We start from the raw sequence: 18,030 nt of genomic DNA on the forward strand, positions 1-18,030 counted from the left end.
ACCGTGCACAGCGCGCATGCCCAGCGTCGCCGGCCCATGGCCCGCCCGTAGGCTTGTCGGGTGACCGGCCGTGACATCTCCCGCCGACGCGCCGTTCCGACGCTCGTCGGTTCGTCGATCGTGGCCGTTCTTGTGGGCGGCGCGATCGTTGGCGTTGGGAGCGTCTCCGCGTGGGTGGCCGCGTTCGCCACGCTCGCCACGTGGCTCGGGGTCGCGGCCGTGCTCGGGAGTCTCGCCGTGGTGGTGCTCGCCGCCCGATCCGGAGGCCGTGCCCGCGACCATCTGTTCGCCACCGCAGCGTCGGGGTCGGCTCTGTGGACAGTCGCGGCAGTTGTTGGCGGAGCGGCTGCATTTCTCACGGACGCGGCCGCAGCGGCGCCGAAGACCCAGGCCGCTGCTGAGCAGATGTTCGTCCGGTTCCTCGGCTCGAGCAGCGGCTCCGCGTGGATCGTCTCGGCGATCGTCGCTGCAGTTCTGACGATCCTCTGTTTCGCCGCACGCAGCCGGTCGGCTGCCGTGGGCGGCCTCGCGCTCGCGCTCATCGGCGGCTTCGCGCTCGGCGCGAGCGCGAAGGCAGCGATCAATCCCGTCGAAGCCGCGCGGACGCTGCTGCTCGTCGGTATCGCTGTCGGAGCAGGCATTGTCATCGGGCGCTCGGTTGCGGCGCAGTGGAGCCCGCGGACAGCGCACGCGACGATCGACGCCCGGATTCACCCGGTTCGAGCGACGAGCGCGCTGTGGGCAGCCATCGTCGCGGTCCTGCTCGCCGCGACACTGATCGTCCGTGGGAGCAGTGCCGGCGGAGCAGTCGTCGGCGTTGCGACCGCAGTCACGGCGGTGGCCGCGTGGCTGCTCTCGGCGCGGTCGGCGGAATCGGCGCGGTCGGCGGGGCTGGCTGGGTCGGCAGGGTCGGCAGGGTCGTTGATGCGCTCGGGGGGACCAGCACTCTCCGGAGCGGCGCTCGGGTTCGCAGTGGCGCTGGTTCGGTCACCGACCGTCTCCGTCCCGACGCTGACACTGCACACGCCGCCGGCGGTGGTGCTCACCGAGCGATCGCTTCCGCCCGCACCATCGTTCGACGCACTGGTCGGCACCTGGAGCCTGGCGCCCGGTTGGATCGCAGCGTCCATCATCGCGCTCGTGATGGCTGGTGGAATCATCCGAAAACGCAGCACGACTCGTCAGCCTGTCGCCGCGCGCCGTCTCATTCCATTCATCGTCGCGGTGCTCGTCGTGGTCGTGGTGGCAATCGGTCCCGGCGTTGCGTACAGTCGCGTGCTCATCTCGGGCGCCGTGATCGATCTGATCGCATTCGGATTCGTCGTGCCCGCGTTGCTCGTGGCGTCCTGGCCGGTCCGCACGCGCCCGCTCGTCCGTGCGTCGCCCCAGTCCCGGAGCCGGCGCACGCTTCGGTCGCCAGTCGCCGCGGCGGTGCTCTTCGGCCTGCTGTGGTGGATGTCGATCGACACGACGCTGCTGCGCGCTATCGCTGCCAACTGGATCGCTCGGGGCGTGGTCGACGTGCTGCTTCTCGCCCTTGGCACCGCCGTCATCGCGGGCGTCCTCGCCGCGACGCCGTCCCTCCGGACAGCTCCGCGACGAACCGAGGACAGTCTCCGCGCGGGAGCACGCCGCGCGGCTGTGGAGCGCATTGAGCGAGTCCTTGCGGGCGGTATCGCCGGCGGGACACTCATCGCGCTCGGTGTCGGTCTGTCGGGTCCACAGGGGCTGCTGGAACCGGGCTGGTACGGGGCGATGGGGCGGACCTGGGGTGCGCCTCCGGTCGCCGATCAGGCGGCAGCAGGGGCAGTGCTGATCGTGGTGGGCGGACTCGTCGTCCTCACGACCCTTGCGGTCGTCTTCGTGCGGCGCGCGCCAACGCACGGCGTGTTCGAACGGGGCGAGCCATGACGTTGGCGCTGACGCCGGAACAGCAGGCGGTATTCGACTTCATCGAGTCGACGAAGGAGCATGTCTTCATCACCGGCCGGGCCGGAACCGGGAAATCGACGCTGCTCAATCACCTGGCCTGGCACACCGACAAGCAGGTCGTCATCTGCGCGCCGACCGGTGTCGCCGCGCTGAACGTCGGTGGACAGACGATCCATTCGCTGTTTCGGCTGCCGATCGGGTTGATCGCCGACAGCGACATCTCGCTGAACGCGGAGATCCGGAAGCTGCTCAACACGATCGACACCGTGGTGATCGACGAGGTGTCGATGGTGAATGCCGACCTCGTCGATGCGATCGACCGGGTGCTGCGCAAGGCGCGGGGACGCGCTCTCGACGCGTTCGGCGGCGCGCAGATCGTCATGTTCGGCGATCCGTATCAGCTACCGCCGGTGCCCGGCGACGCGGACGAGCGCGCATACTTTCACGACCACTACCGCTCGATGTGGTTTTTCGACGCGAAGGTGTGGCTGGACGCCCCACTGCACATCGTGGAACTCGCGACGGTGCATCGGCAGAAGGATCCACGGTTCGCGGCGATGCTGACCGCCGTGCGGCACGGACGCGTGACCGCAGAGATCGCCGAGGAGCTCAACCGAGCCGGTGCGCGGACGGCCCCGGACGATGCGATCACCCTCGCCACGCGGAACGACACGGTGTCCCGAATCAACAAGGCCGCGCTCGATCGGCTCCCCGGGCGCGTGAAGACCGCGCGTGCGGAGGTCACGGGCGACTTCGGCGGTCGAACCTTCCCCGCTGACGAAGCGCTCGAGCTGAAGCCGGGCGCACGGGTGATGTTCCTCCGCAACGATGCGGACCAGCGCTGGGTGAACGGCACGATCGGGGTGGTCACAACCATTCGTGACACCGTCTGGGTCGAGGTCGACGGCGAAGAGTTCGAGGTCCAGCCGAGCGTGTGGGAGAAGATCAAGTACTCGTACTCCGCGTCGACGAAGGAGCTCCGGAAGGACACGGTTGGCGAGTTCCAGCAGTTCCCGCTCCGGCTCGCCTGGGCGGTGACAATCCACAAGTCGCAGGGCAGCACGTACGACCGGGCGATGCTCGAACTCGGGGACCGGGTCTTCAGCGCCGGTCAGACGTATGTGGCGCTGAGCCGCCTCACCAACCTCGGCGGCCTATACATGTCGCGACCGCTCCGACCGAGCGACATCATCGTGGACACCGATGTCCGCCGATTCATGTCGGAGGCGCCGCGCATCGTCGCGACCGCGCTCGAGCGGCCCGCAGACCGCGCCTGAGGCACCGCCCGGGTGCCCCGTCGCTCGAATCAGACGTGGCGGGTGACGCGCGCCTCCCCGCGGATGGCTCGCAGGTACTGGCGGTCGGCGCCGAGCGCCGTGAGGACGAGGATCGCACCGACGATGAGGTGGAAGACGCAGTCGGTGACGTTCGCCGCAAAGATGTTCGCACCGGTGGTCATGAACACGAATCCGTAGACCCCGAGGAACAGGCAGACGATCCCGACGAGCAGGTTCATGCCCCGCGCGCCGAGCACGGTGCCGAGGCCGCCGATGAAGAGCAGCGCGCCGAAGATGCCCCAGATGGCGGCCATGCCCGGGTTCACGTGGAACGAATTCCAGAGGTAGCCGCCGTTCGTGCCGAGCAAGGTGGCGTGATTGTCACCGGCGAAGAAGAAGCCGAGGAAGCTCCAGATCACGAACATCGTGCCCGCTGTCATCGCGAGGCCGCGGTTCGGTGACCCCGTCAGACCTGGTTCCTTGATGGCCACTTCGGTTCCTTCCTCACTGTCCTCAACGGGAGCACTCTGCCGTCCGTAGGCTGGCGCTGCGATGGAGGCGTTCGCACGTGCCATCGGAGCGGTCCGCTGCTGAACGGGATGCTGGACGTTCTCAGCGTGCGGCTGCCTGTCAAACGGTACCGTGTCGGGTCGCTGACGACCCAATCGCAGCGCTGTCCGAAGCCGGACGGCGACACCACCGATCACGACCGCGAGGAGGACGATCCCTGTGACGAGGAGCCCTGTTCGGGACCGCGCTGAGCCGTCGTCGCGCGCGGCGCGTTCGGCGCGGCGTGCCCGCTGGGCGATGCTGTCGGCGGTGGGTTTCGTGATCGTGCCTCTCGTCTACGTGGCCGCTGTGCGGACGGCCACGGGCCAGCGGATCGAAGATGCCGCCCTGAGCGGTGTGAGCCGAACGAATCTCTTCGGATCGGACACCGTGCTGAACGTCATCTCGGTTCCCGTCGTACTCCTGTTGATCGTGGTCGTCGCGGTCGTCGGGTTGGTTCGGCGGAGACTGGCCGTGGGGATCGCTGCCGTCGTTGTCCTGCTCGGCGCGGGCGCCACGGCGACGCTGTTCAAGCGTATCGCCGGGCGTCCCGAGATCGCCGGGTCGACGACCCCCAACTCGTACCCGTCCGGCCATGCGGCCATCGCGTTGGCGGCGCTGTTCGCGGTGCTCATGGTCACGCCCCGACGGTTCCGGCCTGCGCTGACGGTGATCGGCGCCGCCTATGCGGTCGTCGTGGCGAATCAGACCGTCGTCTATGGGTGGCATCGCATGAGCGACATCGTCGGTGCCTGCGGTGTGGCGGTGTTCTGGCTCGGGCTCGTCCGTGCCGTCGGACCGGTCGTCGACCGGGAGGCGCGCAGCGACCGAGCGGGTCGCGTCGCCCCCCAACGGCTCCTTGCGATCGTCCTCGGCGGCGCCGGCGGTATCGCCGTCCTCGGCACGGTCATCGCACTGCTGTTCGCGGTGCTTGGCGGCGTGCATCACGACCAGGAGGCGCTCCTCATCGCCGGCAGGCTCGCTGCGATCGCGTCGGTGCTGATCACGGTTCTCGTGGTCACGCTCCTCGACCGGCGGGCGCCGGAACCGAGCGTGGTGTGACGTGAGCCGGAGCCGGCGAGTCCTCCGCGCCTCCTGACCGGGGTATCAGCGGGGGTTGGCGGCCAGGAACCCGGCGAGCGACTGCGGGGCGTTGCCGGTCAGGGCCTCGACGTCGCCGCTGACCGGAGCCATGGCGTTGCTCCCGATCGCGGTGTAGGTGCTCACCCAGGCGTCGACCTGCCAGTCGGGTGCGCCATAGGCCGCCCGTGAGCGGTACGCCTCGTCGACGCTTTCGTTGTGGAACGTGACGGGGCGGTTGCGGATGCGACTGATCGTCGCTGCGACGTCCGCCATGCTGAGCGCTTCGGGGCCGGTCATGTCGTAGACCTTGCCGGCGTGCGAGGGCGGATCCGCGAGGACGGCGGCAGCGGAGGCGGCCACATCCGCGCGGGTGACGAGGGCTGCGCGCCCGTCGCCCGCTGGACCGCGGATGACGTCGTCGCCGCCGACGAGCTCCTCCATGAAGTCGATGTAGAAGTTGTCGCGGAGGAAGGTCCAGCCCATCCCGGATGCCCGGATGTGATCCTCCGTGCCGAAGTGGTCACGCGCGAGCGTGAAGACCGCATCGGGCGCTGCCGCGACGAACGACGTGTAGACGATGTGCCCCACCCCGGCCGCGGCCGCGGCGTCGATGAAGGAGCGGTGTTCGTCCAGGCGGGTTGCGCTCTCCGATGCCGACACCATGAACAGCGTGTGCACGCCCCGCAGCGCGGCGACCGACGCGGCCCGGTCGTTGTAGCTGAACGGATGGACGGTGCTGTTCGGGAGCTCCGGAGCCCGTGCCGGGGTACGCGCGAGCAGGCGGAGTGCCAGCCCGCGCTCTGCGAGCTGCTGCGCGACGAGGCGGCCGACGGTTCCCGTCACGCCGGTGACGGCGATAGGAGCGGTGCTGGTCATGGGTCGATCATTGCAACGGAGGCTGTCACGGCCAAGAAAAGTTAGTCCTCACCAGTGATGATTGCTCGAACGTGTTCGATCGGCAGTTTCGGCTCTCGGTGCTCAGTCAGGAGCCCGTTCGCCTCCTGCTCGGTGTCGGTCAGCTGCGTGTAGCAGAAGCCGGCGAGGAACGGGCTCGAGCGAACGGCGTCGAGCAGCGCTCCGATCCGCTGAGCGAAGTCGTGGGCGTCGGATGCTGTCGAGTATCCCCAGGCTCCCCCCGTGCGCTGCCCCACCTCGTACCGCACGCCGCCGAACTCTGTGAGCATGACCGCAGGGGCGTGCCCGAGCCCTCCTTCCGCGCGGGGTGCTCCAGCGGCTCCCGATACAGCACGCCCAGCCGACGTCGACGCCCTATGACCCCGCATGCAGCCAGCGTCGTCGGACAGGAGCACGCGACGTCCGGCCGGACCGATTCCCCCGAGGAGACGGGCGCGCGCCGCGTCATCTGCGTAGGTGGCCGCGAGCGTCTGGCCGGAGGCCTCGTAGTCGTGGATCGTGATGATGTCCGAATCCACGTGCTCCCATCCGTCGTTCGAGATCACGGGGCGTGTGGGGTCGAGTGCGCGGGTCACCGACGCGAGCGCCGTGGCGTACGCGCGCTGGGCGGGATCGTGCGCAATGTGCTGGACGCCCCAGCTCTCGTTCACGGGCACCCAGGTGACGATCGAGGGGTGTGAAAGGTCGCGCTGCACGGCCTCGACCCATTCATGCATGAGCAGCTCGATGCTGCGACGCGAGAACGCGAAGGCGCCCGGCGTCTCGCCCCACACGAGGAGGCCGAGCCGATCGGCCCAGAACAGGAATCGCGGGTCTTCGATCTTCTGGTGCACGCGTGTCGCGTTGAATCCGAGATCGCGAATCAATTCGACCTCGCGCCGCAGGGCAATGCGCGACGGCGCCGCGAGCAGCGATTCCGGCCAGTAGCCCTGATTGAGCACCGAGCGCACGAAGTAGGGGCGGTCGTTGAGCAGGAATCGGCCATGCTCAACTCCGACCTGCCGGAGGCCGAAGTACGAAGACACAGCATCGACCGCTTGGCCACTGCCATTGACAAGTTCGACGGTCGCATCGATGAGCCGGGGCTGCTCGGGGGACCAGAGCAACCGGTCGTACCCCTGGCCGTTCGCCATTGCCGGCAGGCCGATGGTCACCTCGACCGCGCCTGCCGCGTCCCGAGGCAGCGGCACCAGTGCGGCGCCGAGCGGTTGGCCGCCGAAGTCGGCCGCGATTCGGATCGACGCGCCGACCGAGGCGCGTCCGCGCAAGTCAACGCTTGCGCGGACCTGGCCGCCGACGACGTCCGGAGTCCACTGCACGCGCGCGATCGAGGCGTCCGGCACGGCCTCGAGCCAGACGGTCTGCCAGATACCCGTCGTGCGGTGGTACCAGATCGAGTGCGGGTCGCGTTGCCAGTCCTGCTTGCCGCGCGGCTGTTCGACATCGTGCGGGTCGTCTTCGGCGCGAACCACGAGGTCGAGCTCACGCGACGGATCCGGCGATGCTGTCCGATGGCGTCGAACCACTTCGGTCACGTCGAGCGTGAACGGGGTGTGGCCACCCTCGTGCGTGCCGACGGACTCTTCGTCGAGCCACACCTGGCATCGGTAGTCGACCGCCCCGAAGTGCAGCAGGATGCGGACCCGGTCGGCCGACATCGGGTCGTCGTGCGTGGCGCTGTCGAACGCGGCGAGGTCGAGACCGGCCGCGCCCAGGTCGGCGAGCCCGATGCCGCGTCGATACCAGACGACCGGGTGGAACCCGGTGTCGCCGACGCCAGAGGCCTTCGACTCCGGTGGGAACGGTACCCGGATGCGCCGTTCCGGGCTTTCGGCCGTGCTCCAACCGAGGTCCGTGTGCCACGCCTCCCGCATGCCGATGTCCGCGTCGTCGTGGCGGAACGCCCACACGCCGTCGAGATCCGCCCAGCGTCGGCGCAGCAACTGAGGGCGCGGGTATTCGCCGTCCTGTTCGGAGGCGCGGGGCAGGTCCGGCAGGCCGCCTTCGGCCGTGGGCGCTGCGTCCGATTCGGCGCCGGGCGCACTGCTGGTCAACGTCGTCATGGCATCAGTGTGCTGTAATTTTCCAGCGCTGTAAAACGTCGACGTGAGAATGGGCGTGGCGATTATCGCGACGACGACGGCAGGGGTGCGCTCTCGCGGACGATGAGCGACCACTCCGCGAGACGATGCCGACCCAGGCCGTCGAACCCGTCCACACGCTCTTGCAGCATGTCGAGCGCCGATGCGGCGAGCCCGGTCAGGTCGGGCTTGATCGTCGTCAGACTCGGGCTCGTGAACGATGCCATCGCGACGTCGTCCCAGCCGGTGATCGCGATCTCCTCCGGCACGCGGATCCCGCGTTCGGCGAGTGCACGAAGCGCACCGATCGCCGCGAGATCGTCTCGACAGACGATCGCGTCGAACTCGATGCCCGCGTCCAACGCTTGGGTCAGCGCCGACGAGGCGGCGCCGGACTCGACCGCCGCGCTCGCCACCAGGAGCGACATGTCCAGGGGGAGTCCGGCCTCCTCGAGCCCCTCCTGATAGCCCAGGAGGCGCACCTTGGATGTGTAGGTCTGCCCACCTTCTTCGTGTCCCAGGAAGCCGATCCGCGTGCGTCCGAGGGCTGCGAGGTGGAGGGTGGCGGCTCGGGCGGCAGCCACGTTGTCGATCATCACGTGGTCAACGCTGATCGGCGCGGGCGCCTCACCCAGCAGGACGACGGGAACGTCGCGGCGGTGTCGCGCTATCTCGGTCGAGGTGAGCCGGGATGGTTGGAACAGCACGCCGTCGACGATCCCCGCTTCGGCAGCGGAGACGACGGCGCGTTCGCCTTCGAGTGTGCCGTCGGTCTGCTCGAGGAGCAAGCGGTAGCCGCGGTCTGCGGCGAGTGCCGACACCGTGTGGGCGAGTTCGGAGAAGTACGGGATGCGGACATCGGCAAAGACGAGTGCGAGCATCCCGCTCCTGCCGGTGGCAAGGCTTCGTCCGCGCGCGTCGGGCCGGTAGTCGAGTTCGTCGATGGCGCGCTGGACCCGGGAGCGCATGTCGTCGCTGACGTGCTCGAAGCCGCGCACCACGTTCGACACGGTCTTCATCGAGACCCCCGCCAAGTCGGCGACGTCCTGCAGTCGGACCTTCCCCACGGCATACGTCCTCTCAACCGAAATCGGCACCGGGTGCGGAATCGTCCTCCGGCTGACTCGACAGTAGCGGTTGACATCGCCGTTTACAGCGCTGTAACTTGCTCACGCACCCCCGGTCGGGTTCGCTTCCCGATCGATGCACCGCGTGTTGCACCTGCGACGCAATCGTCGCCGGCTCGTACTCAAAGGAGAGCAGTAGATGCCCAACAACCTCTTCCGACGCGCGACGGCCGGAGCGGCCGTCGTTGCGCTCGGGATCGCCCTCGCCGGCTGCAGCTCGTCCGGCACCACTACCAGCGCCAGCGTCAACGGGTCCGCCTACACCGGGCCGAAGGTCACTGTGACGTTCTGGAACGGCTGGACGGGTGGCGCCGCGCCGACGCTCGTCCCGAAGCTCGTCGCGCAGTTCAACGCGTCCCACAAGAACATCGTGGTCAAGGACGTCCCGATGCAGTGGGCAGACATCTCGGCCAAGATGCCGCTCGCCATCAAGGCGGGCAAGGGACCGGATCTCGCGGTCGGACACGGCGACGACGTCGCCACGTACGCTGCGCAGGGTCTGCTGCAGAACAGCGGCGCGATCGTGAAGTCGCTCGGCTACACCGCGTCTGACTTTCCGGCGGGTCTCTTCGCCGGGAACCAGTACAAGGGCGTTCAGTACGGCGTCCCGTGGAGCGTGACGCCGCTCGGGCTCTACGTCAACAAGGACGTGTTGAAGAACGCGGGCATCGACCCGAGCGCGCCGGTCACCGACGCATCGACCATGGACAAGAATCTCGCCGCGCTGAAAGCCAAGGGTGTGCAGGGCGAGTGGGTTGACGGGTACGTCTTCACCGGTACCTTCCAGTTCGAGTCGCTGCTGTGGCAGTACGGCGGCCAGCTCTTCAACAAGGGCGTCACGAAGGCCACGTTCAACTCCCCGGCCGGCGTGCAGGCGCTCACACGCATGGTCTCGATGATCAAGAACGGCTACAGCCCGGCGAACGTCGCCCAGGACGGCGACATCAACGCACTGATCAAGGGGCAGACCGCCTACAACTGGAACGGCGTGTGGCAGACGACGAACCCTGCCCTCGCCAAGGTGAACTGGACCGCCCAGGCCGTGCCGCAGATCGGCACGCAGAAGGCGGTCTGGTCGAGTTCAACGGACTGGATGTTCCCGGCGAACAAGGGGCAGGACAAGAACAAGACCCAGGCGGCAGCAACGTTCGTCAAGTGGATGAACGACCACTCGATGGGGTGGGCGGCCACTGGCGAGATCCCTGCTGCGAACTCCGTGCATAACAATCCCGCGCTGGTGCAGAAGTACCCGAACATCAAGCCGTTCCTCGACGAACTGCCCTACGCCCACTATGAGACCGTGTCTCCGGGCATCACGAACGCCGAGGCGGAGATCACGACCGCGGTGAACGAGGCCATCCTCGGCAAGCAGACCCCGCAGGCGGCGCTCGATGGCGCCGTCGCGCAGGCGGACAAGCTGCTCCAGCAGAACGCGCAGACCTACGGTGGCTAGTACCACCCTGGTCACCCCGGCCGCGCGGAGCGCTCGCTCCGCGCGGCCCCGGGGCGTGCGCCGGAATCTGACGGCGTATGCATTCCTTGCACCCTTCCTCGTCCTGTTCTGCGTGTTCGTGCTCGGCCCGGCGATCTACGGGTTGTGGATCAGCCTGCACCGGTGGAACTCGCTGCTGCCGATCCACCCGTTCATCGGGCTGCAGAACTACGTCGACCTGTTCACGCCGGGCTCCACCACCTCTGGCGATTTCTGGCAGAGCATGGGCGCGACGGGCATCTTCACGCTGTGCAGCGTGCCGTTCCTCCTGGTTGTCCCGCTCGTGGCCGCGGTGCTGCTCAATCAGCGCATCCGCGGAACGACGGTCTTCCGCGGAATCTTCTTCGCCCCGTACGTGCTCGGTGTCGCCGTCATCGGCGTCATCTGGAAGTACCTGCTCGACCCGCAGTCCGGACCGCTCAACCATGTGCTCCAAGCCTTCGGCCTGCCGTCGAACACGCCCTGGACGGTCGACACGCCCTGGGTGTGGGTCTCGTTGGTCGGCGTGACCGTGTGGTGGACGTCGGGGCTCAACACGGTGATCATCCTCGCGGGCCTCAAGGGCATCGGCGCGGAGCTCTACGAGGCGGCCTCCCTGGATGGTGCGGGGACGATTCGCAAGTTTTTCAGCGTGACGATTCCCGGCCTTCGGCCCGTCATGCTCTTCGTCACGACGACCACCATCCTCGCGTCGGCCAACATGTTCGGCCAGTCCTACCTGATGACACAGGGCGGACCCGGCAACGCGACCCGCACGGCCATCATGTACATCTCCAACGAGGGTCTGTCGCAGGGGCAGATGGGCGCGGCCTCGGCGATGAGCTATCTGCTCTTCGCAGTGCTCGCGGTGATCAGCATCGTCAACTTCCGCCTGCAACGAGAGAGGGACTGATGACTGGCATCAGCACCGAGACTGTCGACCGGCCCACGCTCACGCCCCAGACTGTCGCGCGCCGGCTGCGCGAGGACCGGACCCCACGACGGTCGCGGCGCGGCCCGACGGGCGCGACGCTCGCTCTCTACATCGTGCTCATCGTGATGAGCCTGCTCATCATCGTGCCGATCGTCTGGATCGTGTTGACGTCGTTCAAGACGGACTACGACGCGATCAAGAACTCGGCATCCCCGATCCCGAACCCGTTCACCCTGCAGGCGTATCAGACGCTCATGAATGGGCAGGAGCCGATATTCCGCTGGTTCCTGAACAGCCTGGCAGCTGGTGCACTGCAGACCGCGCTGATCTTGGTCACCGCGTCACTCGGCGCGTACGCGCTCGCCCGTCTGGACTTCGCCGGCAAACGGATCGTCTTCGGCGCCATCATCGCCACGCTGCTCGTCCCGCCGGTGATCTTCCTGATCCCGAACTACCTGATCGTGGAGAATCTCGGCTGGCTGGACTCGATCTGGGCAATTACCGTGCCCGGGGCGGCCAGCGCATTCGGCATCTTCTTTCTTCGTCAGTTCTTCGCCAACCTGCCATCCGAGATCGAGGAAGCTGCGCGGATCGATGGCGCAGGCGATCTGCGCATCTTCCTGCAGATCGTGATCCCGCTGTCCCGCCCCGCGATCGCCACGCTTGCGGTGCTGAGCTTCCTCAACAACTGGAACGACTTCCTCTGGCCGGTCTACGTGCTCCTCAGCCCTCAGAACCTGACGCTGCAGCCCGGGCTGTCCGTGTTGAGCGGCGCCTATTCCACCCATTTCGGCATCGTCATGGCCGGCGCCGTGATCGCCGCCATCCCTGTCCTCATCATCTTCACCCTGGCGCAGCGACAGATCGTCGACAGTGTCGCCAGCGCAGGCGTGAAGGGCTGACGGCCGAGCCCGAACGACCAGCAGCACGTCCAGGAATCAATCGGCGGCCACACGCCGCCCGGCGATTCACCCTCAACGAAGTGGGAGTGTCATGTCGATTCGTTCTGTCGTGTCCGTGCTCGCCGCGGTGGCAATCGCCGCGCTGGCGCCGGGCCTCCACGGAGGAGCGGGAGTGCCGCCTGCGGCCGCCGCTCCGATCCACCCGGCGGCGGCAGCGCCCGCGCTGCCGCCGACCTACCAGAACCCCATGAGTCTGCAGCTGCCGGACGGTCAGCAGGCGGCGAGCTGCGCCGACCCGTTCGCCGCGCATAGCAGCACTCCCGGTGACAAGTACTGGTACCTGTACTGCACCGCTGACGCACTGACCTCCACCGAGAAGGACGCCAGCGGCAACCCGGTGCTTCATCAGATCCCGATGTTCCGCTCGCTCGATCTGACCCACTGGTCCTACGTCGGCGATGCCTTCCCGACGAAGCCGGCGTGGCTCGGCTCCGGCTCGGCGTGGGCGCCGGACGTCGTCTATCGCAACGGCACGTACTTCCTGTATTACGCGGCCTCCGATTCCGCAGCGGGGGGCTCGGCGGTCGGCGTCGCCACGAGCTCCAGCCCCACCGGACCGTGGACGGACTCGGGGAGCCCAGTCGTGCCTCCGACGAATGCGCCGAACTCGACCGCCAAGCGCTGGGAGTTCGACCCGGAGGTGATCACCGCGGACGACGGCACCAGCTACATCTACTTCGGCAGCTACTTCGGCGGCATCCACGTCCGGCAGCTCACCGCGGACGGCCTGCACACCATCGCCTCGAGTGAGCGTCAGATCGCGATCGACAACCGCTACGAGGGCACCTTCATCCTCAAGCACAACGGCTGGTACTACTTCATGGGGTCGGCGACGAACTGCTGTTCTGGTCCGCTTACCGGATACAGCGTCTTCACTGCCCGCTCGCGCAGCCCCCTTGGTCCATTCCTCGACAAGGATGGCGTCTCGATTCTCGCGAACCGCGTCGGAGGCACGCCTGTCCTCACACAAAACGGCAACCGTTGGGTGGGCGCGGGCCATAACGCGGTCGTCACCGACTTCTCCGGTCAGGACTGGATTGTTTACCACGCGGTCGACAGGACCGATCCGTACTACGCCGGACAGGTCGGATACACGAAGCGCCCGGCGCTCATCGACCCGCTGGACTGGCACGGCGACTGGCCGGTGGTCCGCGGGGGCGCAGGCCCATCGGATCAACCGATGCCTGGCCCGGTAGCGCAGCCCGGGGAGCGTGCGGCGTATCACGCCCAATTCGTGCACGACCCGCAGCCAGGGCGACCAGTCGCCTCCCTGTCGGACGAGTTCTCCGGCAGCAGCCTGTCCAATCAGTGGAGCTGGGTGCGACAGCCGGCGTCCACGACCTACTCCGAATCCGGAGGCTCGCTGCGCTGGCAGACGCAGGCTGCGGATCTCCAGCCTCCCGCGACCCCGCTGGCGTCCGTCCTCACTGAGCGTGCGCCATCGGGTGACTACATGGTCGAGACCAAGGTGTCCGTGAACACGCCTGACAATTCGCAGGTGCAGAACTACGTGCAGGGTGGCCTGATCGTCTACGGCGATGACGGGAACTATGTACGACTGACGTCGAACTCCATCTGGAACACGCGGCAGACGGAATTCGGCAACCATGTCAGCCCGGTTCCCGCCGGCTATCCCTCGTACGGCAACGGCGTGGTGGGGCCTGTGGGTGATTCCACCTATCTCCGTATCGTCCACACCGGCCGCGACCAGTACACCGCGTACACAAGCCTCGACGGCGTGCACTGGGACCGCGGCGACACGTGGACCCATGATCTCGGGCCCAACGCCCGGATCGGTCTGATCTCGTTGGGTGGCAGCGGATTCACGAGCACCTTCGACTATGTGCACGTGAATGCCATCGCCGGAGAGGGGCGGTGAGCGCGGTGCGCAGGAAACACGCCATCGCACTCGGGGCAGCAGGCGCGCTGCTCGTCGCCGGCGGCCTTGGGATCGGCATCCCCGCAGTCAAGGCGTCCGCGACGGTCACCTGCACGCTGAGCAACCCGATCACACCGGGAGCCGACCCGTCCGTCTGGTACCGGAACGGTCTCTACTACCTGGTCCAGTCCGACGGCGCCCGCTCGATCAACATCCGCTCGAGCTCGACGATCAACGGGCTCGGAACGGCGACACCGCGCACCATTTGGACGTCGCCGACCGGCACCGATCACAGTGCGGAAACGTGGGCCCCCGAGCTCGAATACCTGAACGGGCAGTGGATCATCTACTTCGCCGCCGCCACAGACGAAGGCGGCGATCCCGCGACGAACAACACGCATCGGATCTTCGCCATCACCGCGAACACCCAGGATCCCAGCGGGTCGTGGTCGTTCTTCGGGAAGATCACGGACAGCACCAACCAGTGGTCGATCGACCCGACCGTGTTCTTCTACAACAGCAACTGGTACATGCTCTGGTCCGGCACACCGACCGGAAACGGTGGGAACCCGCCGCAGCAGATCTACATCGCCCACATGAGTGATCCGCTCCACATCGACCAGGACTACCGCCGCCTGATCGCCAACCCCGACCAGACATGGGAGACATCCGTACAGGCAATCGAGGAGGGGCCGGAGGCATGGATCGGCCCGAACAACACGCTGACGATCGTCTACAACGCGAATGCCAGCTGGACGACGTCCTACGCGCTTGGGGAACTCGTCTACAAGGGCGGGGACCTGACGACCTATCAGTCGTATACGAAGCGCGGGCCGGTCTTCTCGTCCGGCGGCGGCGTGTACGGGCCGGGCGGGGAATCGATCCCTGTGCCGGGCGCGGCGGGCGTGAACTGGAACATCTACCACGCGAAGACAAGCACTGCGAACGGCTGGAACGACCGCGAGATCTTCGCCCAGCCGGTGCCGTGGAACACCGACGGTACGCCGAACTTCGGCACCCCGACGGGCTCCGCGGGCTACAACGAGGGGAGCGAGCAGCGCTGCGGATGAGGACGGTCCGGGATGGTGCGAGCGCCACACCACTGCCCCGGCGGTCTTCCCGGCTGGTGTGGTGAGTTGGCGAGGGCGGGCCGCTGCGGAGGCCTGCCCTCGGCTATGCCGCGCTCGCGTGTTGAGGAGTGACCACCCGGACAGTCGGCATCGCCGCGATCGTCGTCGCGGCGATGCCAGGGGGGCGACGGCAACGTTCGTTCCGGCAGTACGGGCGGCCCGATTGTTCGCGGCGTCGTCAAGCTTCAACTGGTGCGCGATACGGGGTTGGAACCTCAACTACCTCAAGAGAAGTCTCACTTGCGTTGAGAAACGACAAATGCCCAAAGGGCCCTCGGAGCGAGTGACGGGAATCGAACCCGCGCTACCAGCTTGGGAAGCTGGAGTTCTACCATTGAACTACACTCGCGTGTCCCGCAGCGCGTGCGCACTGTCTCCGGGAGTGAGCGCTAGCCTACCGGATCGCCGAGACCTCCGGACATGCCAGCCACCCGTGTGTACCGTCCATGAGGACCGAGCACACGCTCGGGCGGCGTCCAACCACCCGCCTGCAGCGTCCGCGAGTTTCCCTGGAGGCGAGCCGGAATGGTGAGGCATCCGCTCATCGATGCAATCGAGGATCAGGCGCTCGTCGTCGGGTCGGTGGCCCCGGTGATGTGGTTGTCGGATTCGATGCGAACCCTGCTCGAACGGGCGCGGGCAGCCCATCGTGCGGTCGTCTTGCGTACTCCGGCGACGACGGCGCTGACGCCCGCGCTCCGGCATGCTCTTGGCACGTCCGGTGGGGCGTGGGCGGTGGAGGGCGTGGACGGCGCGCTCCGCGACGGCCGAACCGGTGTTCCGGCGCGCGATGTGGCGGAGCTCCTTGACCGTGCCGCTGATCTGGTCGCGACGCCGGCTCCCGATCATCCGGTCGCCGCGGAGTCGGTGACGCAGATCGGCATCGATTTGACGATGCGCCACGACCCGGATCGGGTGGTGGATGTCGGCGGCGCCGTCGAAGCGCTGTGCGAGGCCGCCGGATCGTGCCCCGAGCGTTGGGGCACTGCCGAGCCTCTGTCGGTGCCGTGGGACCGCTGGATCGCGACGCAATACGCGAAGCATGTCGCCCCTGGGGTGAGCACCTCGTTCGCGGTGGGGGCGGGCGTCTCCGCGACAATGACGGCGCACATGGCCGACGACATCGTGGTGGAGACGGTCTCCGCGGTCATCACCGCCCCGCCTGACGGCGTGGAGCGCGTACTCGACGCGGTCCGCGCTGTGGCGGACTCGGTGGTGCCGGTGTTCGGTGTTGTGATGCGACGGTTCGGCGCTGTGGATCACCTGGTCCGTGCCGAATCGCACGGTGAGCCCGTGCCGGCCGCGGTCGTCGTCGGCCCGGAGGCGACGAGCCTCCTCGACCGGTCCGGCTCGTGGCCACCACCCGGAACGCGGGTGGAACCCTTCGGAGGCCCCGATTCCGATGGCCTGCTTGTCCGGTTGGACGGGGGCTGGGACGCGCTCGAGACGTTCCTCGACCGCGTTGATGAGGAGCGGTTCGCCGATCTCGTGGGTGGCGCGCCGCTCGAGACGGCAGTGGAGGACGGGCTCCTCGACGACGTCGGCCCGGCCCACGACCCGCGCGATCCACACCACCGGGATCGTTATCACGCGACGGAACGGGAGCCCCGCCGTGCCCCGTGATGTCACGCTGCTGTGCCGCGGGCAGGTCGATGCGCGGCAGGTCGCCGAGGCGTTGGTCGAGCACAACACCGCGTGGGGCATACGAGCGCTCGACGACGGGTCCATCCTGCAGGTGTGCCGTGACGCCGATCGGCCTGTGATCACGGTGCTCGGCGTGCACCGTGTGGACTTCTCGGACGAGATCGAACGGATCCTCCCTGATGCGCCCGCCATGCCCGTGCCGGTGTGGTGGGCCGACACGGTGACGCCCTTCGACGACGATGGCGAGGACGGTGTCGCCGCCGCCCTCGATGCGGCCGTCACGCTGAACGCGCTGTGCATCGTCCACGGCGACTGATCGACTGCCGCCGCACCGGCACGACCCGGGCCGACGTGGTCAACCGCACCGGCACGGACCCGAGCCGACGTGGTCATCCGCCGACCGCAGCTCCGCGGATACGATCGTTCCGTGCTGCTCTCCGATCGCGACATCCTCACGCAACTCGATGCTGGTCGCATCGGCCTCGATCCGCTTGACCGTTCGCTCGTGCAGCCGTCGAGCATCGACGTCCGGCTCGACAAGTTCTTCCGACTGTTCGACAACCACAAGTACCCGCACATCGATCCGGCGATCGATCAGCCGGACCTGACGCGGCTCGTGGAGACGGACGCCGACGAGGCATTCGTGCTCCACCCCGGCGAGTTCGTCCTCGGCTCCACGTTCGAAATCGTCACCCTCCCCGACGACATCGCTGCACGCCTTGAGGGGAAGAGCTCGCTCGGACGCCTCGGGCTCCTCACGCACTCGACAGCCGGGTTCATCGATCCGGGCTTCTCCGGGCACGTCACGCTCGAGCTGAGCAACGTCGCGACACTCCCCATCAAGCTCTGGCCGGGCATGAAGATCGGCCAGCTCTGCTTCTTCCAGCTGTCGAGTCCGGCAGACAAGCCGTACGGTTCGGCGGAGTACCAGTCGCGCTATCAGGGGCAACGCGGTCCGACGCCGTCCCGGTCGGCTCGGGGCTTCACGGTGGCGGACGTCTCGGGGGAGCTGTAGGCGACCTTCCCGGCCAGCGCTGGGGGCGCCT

At 67.7% G+C, this 18,030-nt stretch carries 15 protein-coding genes and 1 tRNA gene; 11 read left to right on the plus strand and 5 right to left on the minus strand.

The window, feature by feature from the left end; translation table 11 throughout:
* Window positions 1–60 precede the first annotated feature (60 nt).
* Both CAM01S_RS13350 and CAM01S_RS13355 read left to right on the plus strand, forming a co-directional pair.
* Window positions 61–1,911, plus strand: a complete 1,851-nt coding sequence (locus tag CAM01S_RS13350) for a cytochrome c oxidase assembly protein (RefSeq protein ID WP_066522792.1) — start codon at window positions 61–63, stop codon at window positions 1,909–1,911.
* Entirely contained in the window at window positions 1,908–3,209 is a 1,302-nt protein-coding gene (locus tag CAM01S_RS13355) for an ATP-dependent DNA helicase (protein ID WP_066522794.1), read from the plus strand. Before CAM01S_RS13350 ends, CAM01S_RS13355 begins: the two co-directional genes overlap by 4 nt.
* A gap of 29 nt (window positions 3,210–3,238) precedes the next feature.
* Here the strand turns inward: CAM01S_RS13355 and CAM01S_RS13360 are convergent, their stop codons facing one another.
* Entirely contained in the window at window positions 3,239–3,700 is a 462-nt protein-coding gene (locus tag CAM01S_RS13360; RefSeq protein ID WP_169795879.1) for a DUF4383 domain-containing protein, read from the minus strand.
* Between the two features lie 238 nt (window positions 3,701–3,938).
* Here CAM01S_RS13360 and CAM01S_RS13365 point away from each other — a divergent pair, with 238 nt between their 5' ends.
* Window positions 3,939–4,820: a phosphatase PAP2 family protein gene (locus CAM01S_RS13365; RefSeq protein WP_066522797.1), complete on the plus strand. Its 882-nt coding sequence runs from the start codon at window positions 3,939–3,941 to the stop codon at window positions 4,818–4,820.
* Between the two features lie 45 nt (window positions 4,821–4,865).
* Here CAM01S_RS13365 and CAM01S_RS13370 read toward each other — a convergent pair whose 3' ends face one another.
* From CAM01S_RS13370 to CAM01S_RS13380, 3 genes are all read right to left on the minus strand, one after another.
* A complete protein-coding gene (locus CAM01S_RS13370; RefSeq protein ID WP_066522799.1) occupies window positions 4,866–5,717 on the minus strand; it encodes an SDR family oxidoreductase in 852 nt (283 codons plus the stop codon).
* Window positions 5,718–5,758: 41 nt separating this feature from the next.
* The gene (locus tag CAM01S_RS13375) at window positions 5,759–7,819 is read right to left on the minus strand and encodes a glycoside hydrolase family 2 protein (protein ID WP_083528056.1); all 2,061 of its coding nucleotides are present in this window, start codon (window positions 7,817–7,819) and stop codon (window positions 5,759–5,761) included.
* 62 nt (window positions 7,820–7,881) lie between these two features.
* On the minus strand, window positions 7,882–8,904 hold the full coding sequence (locus CAM01S_RS13380) for a LacI family DNA-binding transcriptional regulator (protein WP_157071582.1): 1,023 nt from the start codon (window positions 8,902–8,904) through the stop codon (window positions 7,882–7,884).
* Between the two features lie 199 nt (window positions 8,905–9,103).
* Here CAM01S_RS13380 and CAM01S_RS13385 point away from each other — a divergent pair, with 199 nt between their 5' ends.
* The 5 genes from CAM01S_RS13385 (at window position 9,104) to CAM01S_RS13405 (ending at window position 15,280) form a co-directional block, all read left to right on the plus strand.
* Window positions 9,104–10,417, plus strand: a complete 1,314-nt coding sequence (locus tag CAM01S_RS13385; RefSeq protein ID WP_066522804.1) for an ABC transporter substrate-binding protein — start codon at window positions 9,104–9,106, stop codon at window positions 10,415–10,417.
* On the plus strand, window positions 10,410–11,348 hold the full coding sequence (locus CAM01S_RS13390) for a carbohydrate ABC transporter permease (RefSeq protein WP_245631649.1): 939 nt from the start codon (window positions 10,410–10,412) through the stop codon (window positions 11,346–11,348). Before CAM01S_RS13385 ends, CAM01S_RS13390 begins: the two co-directional genes overlap by 8 nt.
* Entirely contained in the window at window positions 11,348–12,271 is a 924-nt protein-coding gene (locus CAM01S_RS13395; protein WP_066522805.1) for a carbohydrate ABC transporter permease, read from the plus strand. Before CAM01S_RS13390 ends, CAM01S_RS13395 begins: the two co-directional genes overlap by 1 nt.
* A 91-nt stretch (window positions 12,272–12,362) precedes the next feature.
* Complete coding sequence (locus tag CAM01S_RS13400; RefSeq protein WP_083528058.1) at window positions 12,363–14,210, plus strand: family 43 glycosylhydrolase; 1,848 nt, start codon at window positions 12,363–12,365, stop codon at window positions 14,208–14,210.
* Between the two features lie 5 nt (window positions 14,211–14,215).
* A complete protein-coding gene (locus CAM01S_RS13405) occupies window positions 14,216–15,280 on the plus strand; it encodes a family 43 glycosylhydrolase (protein WP_169795880.1) in 1,065 nt (354 codons plus the stop codon).
* Window positions 15,281–15,618: 338 nt separating this feature from the next.
* Here CAM01S_RS13405 and CAM01S_RS13410 read toward each other — a convergent pair.
* A tRNA-Gly gene (locus CAM01S_RS13410) sits at window positions 15,619–15,689 on the minus strand.
* Between the two features lie 176 nt (window positions 15,690–15,865).
* On the opposite strand from CAM01S_RS13410, the gene CAM01S_RS13415 reads away from it, so the two are divergent.
* From CAM01S_RS13415 to dcd, 3 genes are all read left to right on the plus strand, one after another.
* Window positions 15,866–16,963 (plus strand): DUF6177 family protein, encoded by a 1,098-nt coding sequence (locus CAM01S_RS13415; RefSeq protein WP_066522807.1) that lies wholly within the window; start codon window positions 15,866–15,868, stop codon window positions 16,961–16,963.
* A complete protein-coding gene (locus tag CAM01S_RS13420; RefSeq protein ID WP_066522809.1) occupies window positions 16,953–17,300 on the plus strand; it encodes a hypothetical protein in 348 nt (115 codons plus the stop codon). The genes CAM01S_RS13415 and CAM01S_RS13420 overlap by 11 nt, the downstream gene beginning before the upstream one ends.
* Before the next feature lie 111 nt (window positions 17,301–17,411).
* Window positions 17,412–17,999: a dCTP deaminase gene (gene dcd, locus CAM01S_RS13425; RefSeq protein WP_066522891.1), complete on the plus strand. Its 588-nt coding sequence runs from the start codon at window positions 17,412–17,414 to the stop codon at window positions 17,997–17,999.
* The last annotated feature ends 31 nt before the right edge of the window (window positions 18,000–18,030 follow it).

Origin of the sequence: Curtobacterium ammoniigenes NBRC 101786 (assembly GCF_001571045.1) — a bacterium.
In the GTDB taxonomy this organism is placed as follows: domain Bacteria; phylum Actinomycetota; class Actinomycetes; order Actinomycetales; family Microbacteriaceae; genus Curtobacterium; species Curtobacterium ammoniigenes.

Excerpts from the sequence above, each read along its gene's own strand:
- CAM01S_RS13355 (WP_066522794.1), top strand. The coding sequence starts at position 1,908 with ATGACGTTGGCGCTGACGCCGGAACAGCAGGCGGTATTCGACTTCATC.
- CAM01S_RS13370 (WP_066522799.1), bottom strand. The coding sequence starts at position 5,717 with ATGACCAGCACCGCTCCTATCGCCGTCACCGGCGTGACGGGAACCGTC.
- CAM01S_RS13375 (WP_083528056.1), bottom strand. The coding sequence starts at position 7,819 with ATGACGACGTTGACCAGCAGTGCGCCCGGCGCCGAATCGGACGCAGCG.
- CAM01S_RS13385 (WP_066522804.1), top strand. The coding sequence starts at position 9,104 with ATGCCCAACAACCTCTTCCGACGCGCGACGGCCGGAGCGGCCGTCGTT.
- CAM01S_RS13395 (WP_066522805.1), top strand. The coding sequence starts at position 11,348 with ATGACTGGCATCAGCACCGAGACTGTCGACCGGCCCACGCTCACGCCC.
- CAM01S_RS13400 (WP_083528058.1), top strand. The coding sequence starts at position 12,363 with ATGTCGATTCGTTCTGTCGTGTCCGTGCTCGCCGCGGTGGCAATCGCC.
- CAM01S_RS13415 (WP_066522807.1), top strand. The coding sequence starts at position 15,866 with ATGGTGAGGCATCCGCTCATCGATGCAATCGAGGATCAGGCGCTCGTC.